20 protein-coding genes are annotated in these 19,227 nt (G+C 70.3%); 17 read left to right on the forward strand and 3 right to left on the reverse strand.

What is annotated here, in order from left to right:
• Positions 1–23 precede the first annotated feature (23 nt).
• The 11 genes from EUA06_RS03510 (at position 24) to EUA06_RS03560 (ending at position 12,576) form a co-directional block, all read left to right on the forward strand.
• Positions 24–4,520, forward strand: coding sequence for an FtsK/SpoIIIE domain-containing protein (locus EUA06_RS03510; RefSeq protein WP_129473588.1), 4,497 nt, complete (start codon positions 24–26; stop codon positions 4,518–4,520).
• An 85-nt stretch (positions 4,521–4,605) separates the two neighbouring features.
• The gene (locus EUA06_RS03515; protein WP_207208178.1) at positions 4,606–4,893 is read left to right on the forward strand and encodes a WXG100 family type VII secretion target; all 288 of its coding nucleotides are present in this window, start codon (positions 4,606–4,608) and stop codon (positions 4,891–4,893) included.
• 70 nt (positions 4,894–4,963) lie between these two features.
• Entirely contained in the window at positions 4,964–5,260 is a 297-nt protein-coding gene (locus EUA06_RS03520; RefSeq protein ID WP_129473589.1) for a flagellar protein FlgN, read from the forward strand.
• 110 nt (positions 5,261–5,370) lie between these two features.
• Complete coding sequence (locus EUA06_RS03525) at positions 5,371–6,618, forward strand: hypothetical protein (protein WP_129473590.1); 1,248 nt, start codon at positions 5,371–5,373, stop codon at positions 6,616–6,618.
• Complete coding sequence (locus EUA06_RS03530; RefSeq protein ID WP_129473591.1) at positions 6,618–7,280, forward strand: hypothetical protein; 663 nt, start codon at positions 6,618–6,620, stop codon at positions 7,278–7,280. Before EUA06_RS03525 ends, EUA06_RS03530 begins: the two co-directional genes overlap by 1 nt.
• A complete protein-coding gene (locus EUA06_RS03535; protein WP_129473592.1) occupies positions 7,277–7,897 on the forward strand; it encodes a protein TPRXL in 621 nt (206 codons plus the stop codon). The genes EUA06_RS03530 and EUA06_RS03535 overlap by 4 nt, the downstream gene beginning before the upstream one ends.
• 72 nt (positions 7,898–7,969) lie before the next feature.
• Entirely contained in the window at positions 7,970–8,803 is an 834-nt protein-coding gene (locus EUA06_RS03540; protein ID WP_129473593.1) for a hypothetical protein, read from the forward strand.
• A 3-nt stretch (positions 8,804–8,806) separates the two neighbouring features.
• Positions 8,807–9,139, forward strand: a complete 333-nt coding sequence (locus tag EUA06_RS03545; RefSeq protein WP_129473594.1) for a hypothetical protein — start codon at positions 8,807–8,809, stop codon at positions 9,137–9,139.
• 83 nt (positions 9,140–9,222) lie between these two features.
• Complete coding sequence (locus EUA06_RS03550) at positions 9,223–10,866, forward strand: periplasmic substrate-binding domain-containing protein (protein ID WP_129473595.1); 1,644 nt, start codon at positions 9,223–9,225, stop codon at positions 10,864–10,866.
• A gap of 47 nt (positions 10,867–10,913) precedes the next feature.
• Positions 10,914–11,774 carry a spermidine synthase gene (locus EUA06_RS03555; protein ID WP_129473596.1) on the forward strand — a complete coding sequence of 287 codons (861 nt, stop codon included), beginning with the start codon at positions 10,914–10,916 and terminating at the stop codon, positions 11,772–11,774.
• Between the two features lie 31 nt (positions 11,775–11,805).
• Positions 11,806–12,576, forward strand: coding sequence for an SDR family oxidoreductase (locus tag EUA06_RS03560; RefSeq protein ID WP_129473597.1), 771 nt, complete (start codon positions 11,806–11,808; stop codon positions 12,574–12,576).
• On the opposite strand, the gene EUA06_RS03565 is transcribed toward EUA06_RS03560, so the two are convergent.
• On the reverse strand, positions 12,520–13,413 hold the full coding sequence (locus tag EUA06_RS03565) for an SURF1 family cytochrome oxidase biogenesis protein (protein WP_129473598.1): 894 nt from the start codon (positions 13,411–13,413) through the stop codon (positions 12,520–12,522). The genes EUA06_RS03560 and EUA06_RS03565 overlap by 57 nt on opposite strands.
• 60 nt (positions 13,414–13,473) lie before the next feature.
• Between EUA06_RS03565 and moaA the strand changes: the two genes are divergently transcribed.
• Entirely contained in the window at positions 13,474–14,463 is a 990-nt protein-coding gene (gene moaA / locus EUA06_RS03570) for a GTP 3',8-cyclase MoaA (protein ID WP_129473599.1), read from the forward strand.
• Complete coding sequence (locus EUA06_RS03575; protein WP_129473600.1) at positions 14,460–14,891, forward strand: hypothetical protein; 432 nt, start codon at positions 14,460–14,462, stop codon at positions 14,889–14,891. Before moaA ends, EUA06_RS03575 begins: the two co-directional genes overlap by 4 nt.
• A gap of 3 nt (positions 14,892–14,894) precedes the next feature.
• Here the strand turns inward: EUA06_RS03575 and EUA06_RS03580 are convergent, their stop codons facing one another.
• Together EUA06_RS03580 and EUA06_RS03585 are read right to left on the reverse strand one after the other, a co-directional pair.
• Positions 14,895–15,098 (reverse strand): acetone carboxylase, encoded by a 204-nt coding sequence (locus EUA06_RS03580; RefSeq protein WP_129473601.1) that lies wholly within the window; start codon positions 15,096–15,098, stop codon positions 14,895–14,897.
• Between the two features lie 205 nt (positions 15,099–15,303).
• Positions 15,304–15,594 carry a DUF3099 domain-containing protein gene (locus EUA06_RS03585; protein ID WP_129473602.1) on the reverse strand — a complete coding sequence of 97 codons (291 nt, stop codon included), beginning with the start codon at positions 15,592–15,594 and terminating at the stop codon, positions 15,304–15,306.
• Positions 15,595–15,679: 85 nt separating this feature from the next.
• Between EUA06_RS03585 and EUA06_RS03590 the strand changes: the two genes are divergently transcribed.
• The 4 genes from EUA06_RS03590 to EUA06_RS03605 all read left to right on the forward strand — a co-directional run bounded on the left by EUA06_RS03590 (position 15,680) and on the right by EUA06_RS03605 (position 19,219).
• Positions 15,680–15,892, forward strand: a complete 213-nt coding sequence (locus tag EUA06_RS03590) for a dodecin (RefSeq protein ID WP_129473603.1) — start codon at positions 15,680–15,682, stop codon at positions 15,890–15,892.
• Positions 15,893–15,958: 66 nt separating this feature from the next.
• A complete protein-coding gene (gene fabG, locus EUA06_RS03595; protein WP_422879743.1) occupies positions 15,959–16,687 on the forward strand; it encodes a 3-oxoacyl-[acyl-carrier-protein] reductase in 729 nt (242 codons plus the stop codon).
• A 38-nt stretch (positions 16,688–16,725) separates the two neighbouring features.
• Positions 16,726–17,496: an enoyl-ACP reductase FabI gene (gene fabI, locus EUA06_RS03600; protein ID WP_129473605.1), complete on the forward strand. Its 771-nt coding sequence runs from the start codon at positions 16,726–16,728 to the stop codon at positions 17,494–17,496.
• Between the two features lie 31 nt (positions 17,497–17,527).
• Positions 17,528–19,219, forward strand: coding sequence for a Mur ligase family protein (locus EUA06_RS03605; RefSeq protein ID WP_242497941.1), 1,692 nt, complete (start codon positions 17,528–17,530; stop codon positions 19,217–19,219).
• Positions 19,220–19,227: the final 8 nt, after the last annotated feature.

Genomic DNA, 19,227 nt, shown 5'->3' on the forward strand with positions numbered 1-19,227 from the left:
TCGCAGTCACAACTGGGGGATGGATGAAGGTCAAGCTGACGCTCGTTCGCACGGGAGCGGATCCCACGGACATCGTCATCACCGCCGACTCGACAGCGACGGCGGCCGACGTTGCTCGGCAGATCGCGGAGTCCGACCCCGCTCGGTCCGTCGTGGCCGGACCGGGTGATGTGCTGACCCTTGCCGTGGCCCCGCCGGGTGGGTCGGCCCTGGAGCCCCTCGAACCGTCCCTCCACATCGGCGAGGCGGCCATCGGCTCCGGGTTCACGGCGGCGGTGGTCAACCAGGGCGCCCAGGGCTCCGCTGCCGCCCAGCCCTACGACGCCCGCGCGTCTGTGGGCACCCTGGTCGCCACGGCAGGGCCCGTCCGCGGTCAGGAGTTCCCGCTGAGGATGGGTCACGCGACGATCGGACGAGCACCGACGAACCACATCGCGCTGGCCGATCCGATGGTGTCGAAGCTGCACGCCCGGATCGAGGTCGGCAGCCGCATCGAGCTGATCGACCTCAACTCCGCCAACGGCGTCGTCGTCGACGACGTACCCGTCCAGCGGGTCCGTCTCGTGCCGGGCAGGCCAGTCGTGATCGGCTCCACGACCCTCGTGCTCGAGCCCGCCCCCGACCGGCAGGAGGCCGAGGAGGGAATCCTGGAGCACGGCGGCGGCCTGCACTTCAACCGCAGCCCGCGCGTCGACGTGCGCTACCCGGGGATCGCGCACCCACCGCCGCGGATGCCGACCGAGCAGGCGGGGCGCATCTTCCCGTGGACGATCCTGGTCGCCCCGGTCGTCATGGCGCTGGCGATCTACGCGATCACCGGGCGCGAGCGCGCACTGCTGCTGATCTTCATGACCCCGCTGATGGCGATGGGCAACTTCATGAACCAGCGCACCCAGACGTCGAACAAGAAGAAGTACGAGGTGGAGCTCTTCGAGCGACAGTTCGAGAAGCTCGAGGAGACGCTCTACCGGGCCAAGCCCGAGGAGGAGAGCGCGCGCAACCAGGAGGTGCCGCCGGTCGCCGAGGTGTTCGAGCACGCCGTACGCCTCGGCCCGCTGCTCTGGACCCGCCGCCCCGAGCACTGGAACTTCCTGGCGATGCGACTCGGCACGACCCGCGCTCCGTCGCGCAACTCCATCGCCGAGCAGGACACGCAGGACGGCCTGCCCGAGTACATCGAGCGGCTGGACCGACTGCGTGACCGCTACCGGTACGTCGACGACGTGCCGATCCTCGAGTCGCTGCGTGCGGTCGGATCGATCGGTGTCGCCGGGCCGGCGGGTCCGGCCTCCGACGTGCTCCGCGGCCTTGGCGTCCAGCTCTTCGGCCTGCACGCGCCCAACGAGGTCGTCGCGGTCGCCCTCGCCGGGAGCGACTGGATGCCGGAGCTGGAGTGGATGAAGTGGTTGCCCCACACCACCAGCGAGACCAGCCCCTTCAAGGACCTGCCTCTCGCCGACTCGCCGCCGACGGCCAATGCTGTGCTGAGCGCCCTCGAGGAGTACGTCATGCGGGCCGGCGCCGACCCGCAGCCGCGCGGCCCGTTCGCGGAGAAGTGGAACCCGATGCTCTACGGCACCGACGTCCACCGCGCCGCCGACGAGGATGCGATCCGCACGCGGGTCTCGGTGATCGTCGTCGTGACCGACGACGCCCCTGTCGACCGGCCACGACTGGTGCAGGTGCTCGAGCGGGGCGCGGACGTCGGCGTGCACGCAGTGTTCTGCTCACCGACCGTGGAGTCGCTCCCGGCGACGTGCCGCAGCTTCATCGACGTCACCGCGGGTCTCGACAACGCCACGGTGGGGCTCGTGCGCAACGGCAGCCTCCACGAGCGGGTGAAGGTCGAGGGGGTGTCCAACGAGTACATGAGCATCTTCGCCAAGCGGATGGCCCCGGTCATCGACGCCAGCACGGTCATCCTCGATGCCTCCGACATCCCCAACTCGGTGATGTTCCTGTCCCTGGTGGGTCCGGACACGGCGCACGACCCCGACACCGTGATCGAGCGGTGGCGCCAGAACAACACGATCATCGACCGGAGCCCCCGGGAGCGCCCCCGGCTCAAGCAGGCGGGCAACCTGCGCGCCATCATCGGCCAGGGTGCGAGCGACGCGATGACGCTGGACCTGCGCAGCCAGGGCCCGCACGCCCTCGTCGGTGGCACCACGGGCGCGGGCAAGTCCGAGTTCCTGCAGGCGTGGGTGCTGGGGCTGGCCTCGGCGCACAGTCCCGATCGGGTGACGTTCCTCTTCGTGGACTACAAGGGGGGGTCCGCCTTCGCGGACTGTGTCGACCTCCCGCACTGCGTGGGCCTGGTCACCGACCTCAGTCCCCACCTGGTCCGGCGCGCCCTCACCAGCCTGCGCGCCGAGCTGCACCACCGTGAGCACCTCTTCAACCGCAAGAAGGCCAAGGACCTGCTCGAGCTGGAGCGGCGCCAGGACCCGGAGTGCCCGCCCGCCCTGGTGCTGGTCATCGACGAGTTCGCCGCCCTGGCCGGCGAGGTCCCCGAGTTCGTGGACGGGGTCGTCGACATCGCTCAACGCGGCCGATCGCTCGGCATCCACCTGATCCTGGCAACCCAGCGACCGGCCGGTGTCATCAAGGACAACCTGCGCGCCAACACGAACCTGCGGGTGGCGCTGCGCATGGCCGACGAGTCGGACTCCAAGGACGTGGTGGACGACCCGGTGGCCGCGTCGTTCCCGGCCAGCCTGCCCGGTCGGGGGATCGCCAAGACCGGACCGGGACGGCTCACACCGTTCCAGTCCGCCTACGTCGGTGGCTGGACGAGCACGGAGGAGGCCCCCACCGCCGACGTCAAGGTCGCCGAGCTCCGCTTCGGGTCGATCGTGGAGTGGGAGGCCGACAAGGCGCCGGAGTCGGACGTCCACGACGGCGACGTGGGTCCCAACGACCAGAAGCGCGTCGTCACCACCCTCATCAGGGCGGCCGACGTCGCGGGCCTGCCGACGCCGCGGCGGCCGTGGCTCGACGACCTCGCCAGCGTCGTGGACCTGCGCGACCTCCCGGCCCAGGGTGACGGCCAGATCCTGCTCGGACTCGCCGACCTGCCGGAGCGACAGCAGCAGAACGCGTCGTACTTCGTGCCCGACCGCGATGGCTCGATCCTGGTCTACGGCACGTCCGGCTCCGGCAAGACCACCGTGCTGAAGACCATTGCCACAGCTGCCGGGATGCGGCCCGACCTCGGGACCTGCGAGGTGTACGGGCTCGACTTCGCATCCGGTGCGCTCGGAGCGATCGAGCGACTCCCGCACGTCGGGTCCATCATCGACGGCGACGACGCCGAGCGCGTGCAGCGGCTGCTGCGCACGCTCGGGCAGGAGCTGGACAGGCGCTCCGAGCTGTTCGCCGGGGCCCACGCTGCGAACCTCACCGAGTACCGCGACATCGTCGACCCGTCGCTGCCTCGGATCGTCCTGCTGGTCGACAACTACCCGGAGTTCAAGAGCGAGTGGGAGATCAGCTCGGCCCGGTCGCCGTACTACCAGATCTTCATGCGCATCCTCGGTGAAGGGCGACCCTTGGGCGTCCATGCCGCCATCACGGCCGACCGTGGTGGCGCTGTCCCGACCGCTGTGGCGGCCAACATCTCCCGTCGCGTCGTGCTCCGCCTGGCTGACCCGAACCAGTACACGCTGCTCGGCGCCCCGAAGGACGTGCTGAGCGACGCGTCGGTGCCCGGAAGGGCCGTCGTCGACAAGGCCGAGGTGCAGATGGCTGTCCTCGGTGGCACGGCCAACGTCGCCGAGCAGACCAAGGCCCTCGACGTGCTGACGGCCGACCTGCGCGAGCGGGGCGTGCCGGAGGTGCGGGAGATCGGCGCCCTGCCGACGCGCGTCGACTGCTCGGAGATGCCTGCCCAGGTCGACGGCCAGCCGGTGTTCGGCATCGCTGAGGACATCCTCGGTCCCCGCGGGTTCGATCCCGTCGGCCTGTTCGTCGTCACCGGCCCGCCGCAGTCCGGGAAGACCAACGCGATGCGTGCGTTGATCACCGCAGTGGAGCGGTGGGACCCAGACGTGCGGCTCTTCCACTTCGGGGGCCGACGCTCGGACCTCGCGGGCTATCGCGACTGGGTACGCAGTGCGACCCGTCCCGAGGACGAGAAGGATCTCGCCACCGAGCTGGCGGACATCATCTCCGAGGAGTCGACGGTGGGCCGCATCATGGTCGTGGTGGAGGACGTCCCGCACCTGGTCGACGGGGCGGCGGACCGAGCGATCCGGGCCATGATGCAGGCCATCTCCAACAGCGAGCACCTGCTCATCGGCGACGCGGACATCTCGCGCGCCGGGAGCAGCGCCGGCGTGCTGGGAGCATGGAAGGCCGACCGGCAGGGGATCGCCCTCAAGCCGGACACCCACGACGGCGACACGCTGTTCAAGGTGCCCTTCGGCCGCATCAAGCGCACCGACTTCCCGGACGGCCGGGGCATCTTCGTCCAGGCGGGCCGGGCGAATGTCATGCATCTTCCGATCGCGGATGTTTAGATTGCGCGGCCGTGGGCATTCAATGGTTGACCACGGACGGGACATCCGAAATCCCGCACCCACAGGAAAAAGGACGGACTGAACGATGAGCGACTTCGGCGCAACGTACGACGAGATGGAGAGCACCGCCACCAAGCTGGACGACGGCAAGGAGTCCATCGAGTCGGCTCTCACCGAGTGCCAGGGCTACGTCGACGAGCTGGTGCAGGATGGCTTCAAGACCGAGAAGGCCTCCGGCAAGTTCCAGGAGGGCTACGAGGAGCTGACCACCGGCCTCAAGGACGCGTCCGAGGGCGTCACGGAGATGGCTCAGGCCCTGCGCGACATGGCCCAGGCGATCCGCGACCTCGACGACCAGCTCGCCGGCGGCTGACCGCCCGTGATGGAGCCGCGCCGCTAGCGGTGCGGCTCCATCGACGCGGTGGCTCGGAAGGAATCACACCATGACAGACGTCTACATCAAGCTCTCCGAGCTCGAGCAGGTCGTCACCCAGCTCGAGGCGATCATCACCGAGTTCGACAACGCGACGTCGTTGTCGGAGGAGCTCGAGAAGGACATCGGCGACCCGTTCGGCGAGTCCAAGCTGAGGGAAGAGGCCCAGGAGTTCGAAGAGCGGTGGGATGACAAGCGGGGCGACCTGAAGGACGGCCTCAAGGGAGTCAAGGACCACGTCGATGCCGTCATCAAGGGCGTCGAGGACTGGGACTCCGAGACGGCCATCCAGCTCACTGGCGGATAGGCCCTCCTCGCTCGTTCGACATCGAGAACGTCCGACACCGACAGGTGGCGGCGTTCCCCTGCTTGCCACCGACACACTGCCGCCCCACCAGACACCAAGGAGAACTACCGATGGATCGATCACCGAAGGGTCGGGAGATCGAGCACGTCGAGGGCCGCCCGGGCGACATCATCACTCGGGGCGAGGCGATCACCGACCTCGGCGACAAGATGCTCGACTGCGCGGACACGCTCGAGACGATCAAGAACGAGGCGGTCGGCGACGGGAGCCAGAAGGGCAAGGCGATCGAGAAGCTCAAGGAAGCGATCGGCGACTCCTACGAGAAGCTGCGCGAGGCCGGCGACCTCTACAAGCCCGTCGGGCCGGTCATCACCACCTACGGCAACGAGCTCGACGGCTGCCAGCCGGTCATCAACAACAGCGCCGACGACTGCGAGACCAAGTGGGCGACCTACGAGAGCCTGCCCGGTGACCGGGAGGGCAGCACGACTCCCGAAGCCGGTGGCGGGATCCTGGGCGTAGGCGGCTACGACAAGGACAGCCCCGAGGCGAAGGAGAAGGCTGAGAACAATGCAGCCAAGGCCGCCGCCTACGAGGACTGGCTGGAGTCGGCGGAGGCGTTCGACGGTGGCTACGACACCTGGGAGAACGCCTTCGACACCGCGTGCAACAACATCGGTGACGCGATGGCCGGCTCCATCAAGGACAGCTTCTGGGACAACATCAGCTCCTTCGTCGACGTGCTGGTCACCATCTTGAGCTGGGCCGCCCTGATCATCGCCGTCGTCGCCTTCTTCGCCGGTGGCTGGGTGCTGGCGCTCATCGCACTCGGGCTCGGTGTCCTGGTGTTCGCACTGACCGCTGCTCAGTACGCGCACGGGGAGAAGTCGCTGACCGACCTCATCTTCGCCGGGCTCGCCATCGTCCCGGTCGGGAAGATCACGCACCTGACGAAGCTTGCCCAGTTCCCCAAGCTCGCCTCCGCCCTCGGCAAGGGCGGAGCGATCAAGCGGGTGTGGGGCGCCCTGTCCAAGGGGCCCATCAGCAAGTTCATGACTGCCAAGGGCGGCAAGGCCTTCACGTTCCTGAAGAAGTCCCAGATCACCGACAACATCTTCGGTGCGTCCGTACAGAGCGTGAAGAAGGGCCACTACAAGATGTACTTCACGGGCAGCAACTATGCCCAGGCTCAGGCGCTGCGGCAGGCCTTCACGAGCAACAGCGGGCTGCGCAACTTCGCGATCGGCGTCGACGTCCTGGCGTCGAAGTTCACGACCTTCAGCGGCCACATCGGCAAGATCGGCACCGTCACCGGCAACTCTGAGATGAAGCCCCCGAAGTGGATGAGCTTCATCTGATGGGCGAAGCTGCTTCTGCCGGCGCTTGGTCCCTGGATCTCGCGGAGGACGTCGATCTGCCGGGCTGGGTCTGGCTGCCCGAGGACATGGATGCCGCTCAGCGACGTGGCTGGGTCGACGAGGTCACCCCGACGGTGCTCGAGCTGGTGTCCGCCCCGGAGGGCGGCGGGGAGCCGGTCTCCGAGGCCGAGATCCGTGGGTTGATCGAGTCCGGACTGGATGCACGCGCGGACGCGGAGTCCTACGCGATGTACATGGTGTGGCCGGTGCGCGCACCGGCCGCAGTGATGTGCCACGTGAACCTCGCTCGCATCGAGGACCTTCCCGCCTGGGGCGACATCCAAGGCCGGATGCACGCCGTCGAGGCGCGCAACCTCGGACCGGGGGTGCAGATCACCACCGAGGTCACCGTCGAATCCGACGACGGTCCGGAAGAGCTCGTGACGGTCGTCTACGTCTTCGCGGACGACGAGGCGGCGATCCTGGTCAACCTCGAGCCCTCCCTCCCGCAGCTCGTCGGCCCCGCGATGGTGGGGATCGGGATGTTCGTGAACGCCCTTGCTGTCAGCCGGCCGGACGGCCGTGCCTTCACGGCACAGCCCTCCACGGCTCCGATCATCACCGGCGACGAGTGGCCGTCGAACGAAGAAGGAGTGTCGTGACCTTGCGCGACGAGATCGGGGTTCGACCAGACCCGGAGTTCGACCTGGTGCTGCCACCCGGTTGGGCCAGGCACGGTCTCGAGGACGGCTCCTACGACACCCTCCTCGCGCAGCTCAAGAGGCGATGCTTCGAGAACCACCAGCCACAGGTCTACGCCGAGATGAAGGCCCACCTCGAGCAGTCGTTCGCTGACATGCGCAAGGCGGGCGTGATCGCCTACTTCACGGCGACCGAACCCGGCCCCGACACGCTGGCGATCCCGGCGTCCATCAACGCCTCGATCAAGCATGCCGAGCCGGGCACCAACCTGGACGACCTCGTGCGGTCGCTGATCCGCGACCAGGGGGCCGAGCCCTTGCTCGGGGACAAGGGCACGCTCCGTTTCGAGACCGAGCGCAACGTCAGGGTCGGCACGGACACGATCGTCAACCACTCGGTGGTGTACATGACCCCGGTCCCCGGCAGCAAGCGCCGGCGCGCGCTCGTGCTCGTGGCCGGTTTCGCCCGGCCGTTGGATGTGTCCGTCGATTCGGACTCCATGAATGCGCACCGCTTCCTCTTCGACGCGATCGCCGCCAGCCTGACGTGGCGGGCGCCGGACCCCGTCGGGAGGTGACGCTGCGTGGCGAGCCGCGAGGCCCGTCATGCGCGTCTGTAGGATCCTGAGCCGATCCACGAGGAGGTCTCGGTGAGCGTGAACGACCAGTCAGTGGAGGAGTGGGCGCGCACGCACCCCTTCAGCCAGCCGCTGCGCCTCGGCGAGGTGGAAGCCGGGGTCCTCGCCCGCGCACCGCTCGCCGGCACCGGCACGGCGTGGTGGGTGGGTGCGATCGGGGCTGTCGGCTGGCTGAGCATGGGCGTGTTCTTCCTGCTCGGTCCCGGAGTGGCCCTGGTGGGACTGCTGGCGATCTGGCTGGCCGGGCAGGAAGCACCGCCCGGAGGCACGGATCCGTGGATCACCGTCAGCGGGCTGGCATTCGGCGTGGGTTCCCTGGCATACGCCCTCTACCTCGTCGAGGTGGTGCGGGCGCGGCGCCGACACACGCGTGACCTCGTGTTCGGCATCGTGACGGTCGTCGCCAGTGCCGTGGCGTTCATCCTGCTCCGTACGCTGCCGTCCGACGTGGCACCGTCCTGGCTGTCGATCGCTGTGGTCGCGATGGGCGCCCTGGGTGCTGCCCTTGCTGTGGCGTCGCTGCTGTCGACCCCCCGTCCGTCGAAGCGCGAGAGGACGCAGCCGCCCCTTCGCGGACCTGTGGACACCGCCGATCGCGACCGCTACCTCAGGACCCGTGCACGTGTGCTGGACATCGTCGTGCGCCGCGGTCTGCTCAAGGTCGACGAGGTCGAGCAGGGGCGCATCAATGCGATGCCCCTCGGCTATTGGGAAGAGCTCGACCGAGTTGACGAACGAGAGCGCCGACGGATCCTCGAGTACGCCGTGATCGGATGGCGCGAGTTCACCCCGAGTGACCAGCGCGTCTGGTCACCGCCCGAACGGCAACCGAAGCGAAAGGTGTGACGCATGGCCAGCTTGGCGCAGACGCAGGTGGAGGTCCCGCTTCCCATGATGCAGGCGAGCGAGGCGCTCGTCCCGGTCCTGGCCGATCACGGGTTCTCACTCGTGGAGGGGGCGTCACCGGGGGCGGCGGAGCTGCTGTTCGCGGTCGGTCGCAAGGCGTTCCGCAACGCCATGCAGGGCTCCGCGCGCATCACCGACACCGGGTCCGGGTCGCTCATCGAGCTATGGCTCGACGTGGCACCCGGCGAGTCCAAGACGCTCCTGGACGGCAGGCGCAACCGCGCAACCCTGAAGGAGATGGCCGAACAGGTCGAGGCACGAGTCGGAAGGGCGTGACGGCCTCACGTCGCCGGCTGCGGGCGCGTACGAGCGGCACAGCAAGCGCCGCGGCGGTTGCCGCACTCCTGCTGACGGCATGCATGGCTGACCTTCCCCCGTCGGTCGTCGAGGGCTCGTCCGTCAGGGTCGGCTGGTCGCAGAGCCTCACGAGCCTCAACACGGCCAGCGTGGACGGTGACACCCAGGGCAACCGGGAGGTCGCCGCGGTGACCCACGACGGCTTCGCCCGGGTCGCCGGTGGCGAGGTCGTCCTCGACGAGGACTTCGGGACCGTCGAGGTGCTCGATGCGTCGCCCGGAGCGTTCTCGGTGCGATACGACCTGGCGGAACGCACGTGGTCCGACGGGATCCCCATCGACTCCGCCGACCTCCTTCTCGCCTGGGCCGCTGGCTCGGGTGCGACCAACGGTGAGTTCGACGCCGTACCGAGTGCGCTGCAGAACACCGCGGACGTGCCCGACGTGGACGACTTCGGGCGGCGGATCGACGTGACCTTCACCCGCCCGGTCCGCTCGTGGCAGACAGCGCTGGACGTCGCCGTCCCGGCGCACGTGGTGGGTCAGGCCGCCTTCGGGATCGAGGACCCGATGGAGGCCAAGCAGGCTGTCGTCGACGCGATCCTCGCCGACGACGAGGACGCCCTCGCCGATGTCGCCGAGGTGTGGAGCACCGGGTTCGACGTCAATGGATCTGGAGACGTCCCTGACGAGCTCAGGGTCGGAAGCGGGCCCTACCTGGTGAAGGCGATCGAGGCGGAGGGCGCAACGACCACCGTTGCGCTCGAGGTCAACCGCGCCTACGACGGTGGGGTTCCGCCGTCCTACGAGCGGATCGAGGTGGTAGCCGGCGCAGAGCCGCTCGTCGGCTTCCCCGAGGACCTCGACGTGGTGCAGCTCGACCCGGCGGTCGACAGCTTCGCGACGGTGCGCGGCCTCGTCCGGCGCGACCACCACGTGGCCTACACGCACGCCGGACAGGTCTGGACGCTGGCACTGCGCACCCACGGCGTGTTCGCCTCGGTCGAGGCTCGCCGCGCCTTCCTGCGGGCCACGACGCCCGCCGACGTCCGGTCGGCGGGTGCGGGGGACTGGGAGGACGCCTACTCCAGCACCCAGTCACTCCTCTTCGCGCCGGAGTCGGACGGCTACGAGATCGCCCTCGAGGACGCCGGCTACCGAGCTGCCTTCGAGGCAGATGTGACCGACTCGGCGCTCGAACGCACCCGGGCAGGCGTGCCGGGTGGCGCCGAGGTGTGCGTACGCCACGACTCCGACGACCCGTTCGCTGCCGGAGCCCTACGCGGGCTCGCGCAGTCCGTGGCCGAGGCCGGCTGGGTCGTGACCGACTGCGGTGAGCCCGACATCTCGGCATCGCCGAAGGGGCGCGCGACGTGGCAGGCAGTGCTCGTGGCGATCCCTCTTCCGGAGGCACCCACCGACATCACGGCCGTGTGGGGCGGCAAGCGTCGCTCGCCGCTGACGGGCGACCGGAGCCCGGAGCGGGAGCGGCTGGTGGAGCAGCTCGACCAGACGGTGGACGTCTACGACGCGCGGGACCTCCAGGTCGCCATCGAGGCCCAGCTCATCGAGGAAGCCGTCGCGCTGCCGCTCGCCCTCGATCCCGTCGTCACGCTGAGCTCGCGCAGCATGAACGCAGTGCTCCCGGACACGGGCGCCTCGGCCACTTTGCTCGGCGATGCGGGGAACTGGGAGCCGGCGAAGTGAGCAGGCCCACCGTAGGCGAAGGCGATCAGGTCTCCGAGAGGGAGACGGTGGTCCTCTCGGACGGGAGGGAAGCCGAGCTGATCGCGCGTGACGGTGGGTGGATCCTTCAGATCGACGGCATCCGTCAGTCCCACGTGGTCGCAGCCGGTGAGCCGCCGCCGCTCGCGACCACGCGGTGGCTGCTCGCCGCGCTCGGCGAGGACCGGCGGAGCCTCGTGCACCTCGGCGGCGGACTGATGACCCTCCCGCGGGCGGTGGCGAGCGGGAGTCCGCACGCTCGCCAGGTCGCGGTCGAGCTCGACGCGGCCCTCGCCGCGCTGGTGCGCGACCGTTTCCCCTTGCCCGAGGGCATCGTCGTGGACGTCGCCGACGCGCGCGCGTGGCTCGACGGGGGTGGTCGGGATGAGTGGACCCGCGGCGCCTGCGACGCCGTCGTCATCGACGTCTTCGCCGGTGGACGTATCCCGGCGTCCTTCACCTCGGCCGAGTGCTTCGCGGCCGCCCGGGCCCTCCTGAAGCCCAGTGGTGTCCTGCTGGTCAACTCGGTGGCCGGCGGCGACCTGGGCTTCACGCGGCGTGAGCTCGCGACGCTGCGCGCCGAGTTCGCGCAGGTCGCGATGATCGTGCAGGGGTCCTCGCTGCACGGGCTGCGGTTCGGCAACGCCGTACTGATCGCCTCCGACGAGCCGGTCGAGGAGGACCGGATCCGGGCCGCGCTGAAGGGCGACGCGTCGCGCGGGGCGCTCGTGACCGACCTCGAGGAGCTCGTCGGTGACGCCGAGGTGGTGCGGGACGCCGACGAGCTCTGGTCGCCCGTCCCGGACCTCCCTGACACAGGTCCCGCCCTCCGGCTGCTGAACCAGACCCGCTCGCTCGGGTCGGCCCTGCGTGGGGTCACCGAGCGCTGACCGCCTGGTCGGCGTGGCCTACGGTCGGGACATGGACCTCCAGCTCACCGACCGTGTCTACCTCGTCAGCGGGGGAGCCCGCGGCCTCGGCCGGGCCAGCGCCCACGCGCTGGTCGCGGAGGGGGCGCGGGTCGTCATCTCGGGGCGCTCGCAGGACTCGCTCGACGAGGCAACGGCGGCGCTCGACGAGGACGCCGGTCGCGCCGCGGCCCTGGGCGTGGTCGCCGACAACGCCGACCCGGGGACGCCGACCCGCCTGCTCGCGGCGGCCGACGAGGCGTGGGGTCGTGTCGACGGAGCACTGATCAGCGTCGGTGGTCCGCCGAAGGGTCCCGTCACCACGATCACCGACGGCCAGTGGAGCGCGGCCTTCGAGTCGGTGTTCCTGGGAGCCGTACGCCTCGCGCGCGAGATCGGCTCCGCGCTGCCGTCGGGCGGCTCGCTCGGCCTGGTGCTCTCCTCCAGCGTGCGTGCGCCGCTGCCCGAGATGGCGATCTCCAACGGGCTGCGTCCGGGCCTGGCGATGGTCGCCAAGACCCTCGCCGACGAGCTCGGACCGAAGGGAGTGCGGGTCAACGGGCTCCTGCCGGGCCGGATCGCCACCGACCGGGTGGCCGAGCTCGACGCGTCGACCGGCGACGCCGAAGCGGCGCGGCGCGCGGCGGAGGCGAGCATCCCTCTCGGTCGCTACGGCGCGCCGGAGGAGTTCGGCGCGGTGGCGGCCTTCCTGCTGTCGCCCGCGGCGTCATTCCTGACGGGCGTGATGCTCCCGGTCGACGGCGGGCTGCTCCGCAGCCTGTGACGGGTCCTCGTCGAGGTCGTCCTCGCGCGCCGAGTCCAGGCGGTCGCGCCAGGTCTTGCGCCGCGCCGCGGGCGCCTTCGCGACCGTCCTGGTAGCCGGTCTGGCCGGGCCGCGCCCGCCGCGCACCTCGTCGTACACGAGGAACATGAAGCCGAAGACGGCCAGGACGCCGAAGAACCACCACTGCAGGCCGTAGAAGAAGTGTGGTCCGCTGTCGAGCTCGGGCAGCTCGACCGGGACGAGTGCCTCGGCGGGCTCGGGCGACTCCGAGCGGAGGTCGACCCAGCCACCCAGCACCTCGCGGCCGAGCGCCTTGCCGATCTCCTCGCTGTCGACGGCGCGCGTCGACTGGGCGCTGACCCGCGTGCTGTCGCCCTCGGCGTCGCGGCGTACCCATGCCGTCACGTCGACCTCGCCGGGCGGCGGCGCAGGTACGTCGGCGGTGGTCGCGCCGCGGTTGGTGGTGGCGTACCAGCCGCGGTCCACCAGCAGGCTCGACCCGTCCGCCAGCACCAGCGGGACCACGACGTCGACGCCGGCCTCACCCTCGCGGGTCCGGTAGCGCACGATCACGGTGTCCTCGACCGCATAGGTCCCGGTCGCCTCGACGATGCGCCACTCAGACTCCTCGGCGACGGGCTCGCCGGGGGCCATCACCTCGGAGACGGGCGCGGGCCCCGCCTCCTCGTTACGCTCGATGATCGCGTTGCGATCGCGGCGGTCCTCGAGCCGGTTGAACTGCCACTCGCCGAGGCGCCAGGCGACCCAGGCGAGGAAGACGACCACGAGTGCGAAGGCGATCCAGCGACGCGAGACCAGGAACCGCAGCGAAGGCACGCAGCGAGGTTATCCGGGACGCCCCAGCACCCGTGCAGGGTGCCCCGTAGGCTGGGGTGTGTGACGACACCTCTGGCAGACCGCTTCGGCCGCGTGGCCACGGACCTGCGCGTGTCCCTGACCGATCGATGCAACCTGCGGTGCAACTACTGCATGCCCGCCGAGGGCCTCGACTGGCTGCCGACCGAGCAGACGCTGACCGACGACGAGATCGTCCGGCTGATCACGATCGGGGTCGAGCGGCTCGGGGTCCGCGAGGTGCGCTTCACCGGGGGAGAGCCGCTCCTGCGGCGCGGCCTGGTCGACATCGTCGGTCGCACCCACGCGCTGGGCGTCGAGACCTCGCTCACCACCAACGCGCTCGGGCTGTCGCGCACCGCGCAGGCCCTGGCCGATGCCGGGCTCGACCGGATCAACGCCAGCATCGACACGGTCCGCCCGGAGACCTTCGCCACCATCACCCGCCGCGACCGGCTCCAGGACGTGATCGCGGGCCTCGAGGCGGCCAAGGCTGCCGGCCTCGGCCCGATCAAGCTCAACGCCGTGCTGCTGCGCGGCACCAACGACGACCAGGCGGCCGAGCTGCTGCGGTGGAGCATCGAGCACGGCTACGAGCTGCGCTTCATCGAGCAGATGCCGCTCGACGCCCAGCACGACTGGAGCCGGGCCGAGATGGTGACGGCCGACGAGATCTTCGACCAGCTCACCCCCGAGTTCACGCTCACCCCGCACGGGGAGCCGCGGGGGAGCGCGCCGGCCGAGCTGTTCGACGTCGACGGCGGTCCCGCCACGGTCGGCATCATCGCCTCCGTCACGCGCCCCTTCTGCGGAGACTGCGACCGCGTCCGGCTCACCGCCGACGGCCAGGTCCGCAACTGCCTCTTCGCGCGCGAGGAGTCCGACCTGCGCGGTGCCCTGCGCTCGGGTGCGACCGACGAGGAGATCGCCGGGCGCTGGGTGGTCGCGATGCGCGGCAAGCGCGCCGGGCACGGCATCGACGACGTGACCTTCCTCCAGCCCGACCGTCCGATGTCCGCCATCGGCGGATGAGCCGGGGCTCCCAGCCAGAGCTCGTCCCCTACAGCTCGTGGTTCGGGCCGATCCCTGCTTGGCGGCTCGCGATCCTCGCCGACGTCGGGGCAGCGGCGTACGTCCTCCTGCCGCAGGTCGTTGACCATGCCCGCCCGAGTCCCTGGTGGCTGGTCGGTGCGGTGGCCGTCGGCGCGCTGCTGGGTGTCCCCATGGGCCGCCAGGACGCCAGGGGCACGATGGGTCCCCGGCCGGGCCGCAACGGTCGCCTCGTCTGGCCCGGCCTCGTGGCGTTCGTCGTCCTGGCCATCGGGCTCCCCTTCACCCTGACCCTGGCCGAGTCCGCGTACCTCTACGCCCCGCTGTTGCTGGTGGTCCTGGGGGTGTCCGGGGTCACGGGCGAGTGGTCGCGCGACCGGCTCTTGGCGTCCGAGGCGTCGAGGACCTGAGGCTCAGCCTTGCTCGTGCGGGACGACGTCCCGCAGGAACCCGCGGGCGCCGAGGAAGTCGGACAGCGAGGCCCGGTGCTCCTCGCACGCCAGCCACGACTTGCGGCGGTCCGGGGTGTGGATCTTCGGGTTGTTCCACTGCAGGTCCCACGCGGCGTCGGCCTGACAGCCCTTGGCGGAGCAGATCGCGCGGTCGAGGTCGTCCATCGAGGGCCTCCCGGGGCGGCACGGGTCAGGGGCGAGCAGGGTGTCAGCGGGCGAAAAGAAGAGGTGCCGGACAGCCACGGGGGGAAGCTGTCCGGCACCTCAGATGCGAAACACAGACGGGGGATGCTGTGCTCGCGAGCCAGATCATTCCACGGGGGTTGGTGAAAACCAAACTTTCGGATGAGCGCGTTTCTTCAAATTTTCCTCAACGTTCAGGATCGCCGGCCGTCAGTTCCTTGGCGCCGGGGCCGTCGGGCAGACGGAATCCGTCGTCGCGCTGGTCTCCGGCGTTCGCAATGACCACCGCGAAGAAAGGCAGGAAGACCGCCGCCGCGACGAGGATCCATCGAAAGACCCCCGGTCCGACGAGGACCGCGGCGAAGAAGCAGACAAAGCGGATGCTCATCGACACGGCGTAGCGCACCTGTCGCGACCTCATGTCGTCGGCCGCGCTGCTGCGTGCCGTCGTGATGCGTACTGCGTCCGCCTTGGCCATGCCCTCCACAGTACGTCGCTAGGCTCCCGAGGACACGGGCCGGAAGCGGCACCGCGCAGTGTTCCTGCACACGGAGGAGAACCCCATGACGAATCGCACCTACCGGGTCACCGAGATCGTCGGCACCTCGCCCGACGGAATCGACCAGGCCATCCGCAACGGCATCGAGCGCGCCGGCCAGACGCTGCGCCACATCGACTGGTTCGAGGTGACCCAGGTCCGCGGCCAGGCGAAGGACGGCGCCGTCGAGCACTTCCAGGTCGGGATGAAGGTCGGCTTCCGCCTCGAGGACGAGTGATCACTCGGAATCAGGCCATTTCAGGATACCCCCCGGTAATCACTAGCGTCGTGGAGCGTGAGCGAGATCCCCAGCACTGAGTCCCGGTCCGAGCCCCGTTCCGTCCTGGTCACCGGCGGCAACCGCGGCATCGGCCGCGCGATCGCCGAGGCCTTCATCGCCCAGGGCGACAAGGTCGCGGTCACCACCCGCAACGGCGGCGCGCCCGAGGGCGCCCTCGACGTGCGCTGCGACATCACCGACCCCGACGCCGTCGAAGCCGCCTTCAAGCAGGTCGAGGAGGCCCACGGTCCGGTCGAGGTGCTCGTCGCCAACGCCGGGATCACCAAGGACACGCTCCTGCTCAGGATGAGCGAGGACGACTGGTCGTCGGTCATCGACACCAACCTCACCGGCACCTTCCGGCTCGCCAAGCGCGCCGCCAAGGGCATGCTGCGCCTGCGCCGCGGCCGGATCATCCTGATCTCCTCGGTCGTCGGCCTGCTCGGCTCGGCCGGCCAGGTCAACTACGCCGCCTCCAAGGCCGGTCTCGTGGGTGTCGCGCGATCGCTCGCGCGCGAGCTCGGCAGCCGTTCGATCACGACCAACGTGGTCGCGCCCGGCTTCGTCGAGACCGACATGACCGATGTGCTCACCGACGACCAGAAGGCCCTCATCAAGACGCAGGTGCCGCTCGGTCGCTACGCCTCACCGGCCGAGGTCGCCTCGGCCGTCACCTGGCTCGCCTCCGACGGCGCCGCCTACGTCACCGGGGCCGTGATCCCGGTCGACGGCGGCCTCGGCATGGGCCACTGACCACCCACCCGCTGACCACGAAGCAGGAGAACACGCACATGGGAATCCTCGACGGCAAGCGCATCCTCGTCGCCGGCGTCACGATGGACAGCTCGATCGGCTTCGCCACGGCGCGGGTCGCGCAGGAGCAGGGCGCCACGGTGCTGATCTCCAACTTCGGCCGCGCGCTCAACATCACGAAGCGGATAGCCAAGCGGCTGCCGCAGGAGGCGCCGGTGCTCGAGCTCGACGTCACCGACGACGACCACCTCGCCGGCCTCGCCGACCAGGTGCGCGAGCACGTCGACGGCCTCGATGGCGTCGTCCACTCCATCGCGTACGGCAACCCGGAGACGCTGCTCGGCGGCAAGTTCATGACCGGCCCGTGGGAGGACGTGGCGCAGGCCGTGCAGGTCTCGGCGTACTCCCTCAAGTCGCTCGCCGTCGCCACCCGCCCGCTGATGCAGCGCGGCGGATCGATCGTGGGGCTGACGTTCGACGCGACCACCGCGTGGCCGGCGTACGACTGGATGGGCGTGGCGAAGGCGGCGCTCGAGAACACGAGCCGCTACGTCGCTCGCGACCTCGGTCCCGAAGGCATCCGCTGCAACCTGGTGTCGGCAGGCCCGCTGAAGACGCTGGCCGCCAAGGCGATCCCGGGCTTCGAGGACCTCGAGTCGGCGTGGAAGGACCGCGCCCCGCTGGGGTGGGACGAGACCGACCACACGCCGACCGCACAGGCCGTGTGCGCCCTGCTGAGCGACTTCTTCCCGGCCACCACGGGGGAGATCGTGCACGTCGACGGTGGCTTCCACGCCATGGGGCTCTAGTCCCATCGCGGCCCTTCGGTAGTTTCCTCGCGTGACCTCCCTCGTCGAGCTGCGCATCCTCGAAGGCCCCAACCTCTACTTCCCGCGAGCGGCGGTGAAGCTGACCCTCGATGTCTCGACGATCACCGAGGCGTCCGACGAGGCGGTGCTGCGCTTCGCGCGCCGCATCGGACTGCGCACCACGCGGCCCGGTGCCGCCGGGTCGGGGTTCCGCCAGCGGTTCGCGCTGCGGGCGGTCGAGCGGTTGGTGCGTGCCATCGCGGGGGAGGCGGGCACCAGGCGCCTCGCCGTCCGGGTGCGTCCCATCTCCGACCCCGACGTCCTCGTGGTCGCGTTCCCGTGGCGCAACCGCGGCCGCGCCACCGCGCTCGGCAACGCGGTGGCGCACGCCCTCGACGCGCTGCCGACCCCCGACGTGGAGTCCGCGGTCAGCGCGGCCGCGGAGGAGGTGCGTACGGCTGAGCGGGGCTCGCGTCCCACGACGATCACGCCGAAGATCCCCGTGGTCGCCGTGACCGGGACCAACGGCAAGACCACGACGAGTCGGATGATCGCGCACGTCGCGAGGACGAGCGGGCTCGTGGTCGGGTGGTCCAACACCGACGGCATCTACCGCGACGGCGTCCTGGTGGAGGGCGGCGACTACTCCGGCCCGTCCGGTGCGGCCCGCGCGCTCGGGCTCGACGGCGTACAGCTCGCCGTCACCGAGACCGCCCGCGGCGGCATCCTGCTCAAGGGCATCGGCATCACCCGCAACGACGTCTCCGTGGTGACCAACGTGACGGCCGACCACCTCGGCCTCCAGGGCATCGACACCGTCGACCAGCTCGCCGAGGTGAAGTCGGTCGTGCCGCGGATCACCCGCAAGGACGGCTGGGCGGTGCTCAACGGCGACGACCCCCGCGTGCTCGCGATGCAGTCCGTGATCGCGGCGCAGCCGTGGATCTTCAGCCGCGACCCCGACTCGCCGGCCGTCCGCGAGGTGCTCGGCCACGGCGGCGGGCGGGCCACGACCGTCATCGACGGCTGGATCACGGTGCTGCGACCCGGCGCCGACCCCGACCCGCTGGTGGAGCTCGTCGACGTCCCGATGACGCTGGCCGGACTCTCGCGCTTCAACATCGAGAACGCCCTCGCCGCCGCGTCGGCGTCGCTCGCCATCGGGCTGTCGCGCGAGGACGTCGTCGCGGGCCTGACGTCGTTCCGGCCCGACGCGGAGCACAACCCGGGCCGGATGAACTTCTTCTCGATGCCCGGCGACGTGTCCGTGGTGATGGACCTCGCCCACAACGAGGCCGGGCTCGAGGCGCTGCTCGAGATCATGGCGGGCGTACGCCGACCCGGCGCGCGCCTGCTCCTGGGCCTCGGCGCCGTCGGCGACCGCACCGACGAGCTGATCGACGCGCTCGGCGAGATCGGCGCGAAGGGCAGCGACGTGGTCGCGATCGGCCACAAGGAGTGGTACCTCCGCGGCCGGACGATGGACGAGATCGACCAGCTCCTGCGCGCCGGCGCCGAGCGGGTCGGGGTCACCGACATCGACACCTACCGGACCGAGGTCCAGTGCCTGGCCGCCCTCGTCGAGCGCGCGGAGCCGGGCGACGTCGTCGGCCTGATGTGCCACGCGGAGCGGCAGGAGGCGTACGACTGGATCGCCGCCCACGGCGGCACTCCGGACAGCCCGGAGACGCTGTCGCAGAAGGTGCGGGCCGCAGGCGCGTGAGTCGTGGG

It is taken from the genome of Nocardioides glacieisoli, assembly GCF_004137245.1.
GTDB lineage: Bacteria > Actinomycetota > Actinomycetes > Propionibacteriales > Nocardioidaceae > Nocardioides > Nocardioides glacieisoli.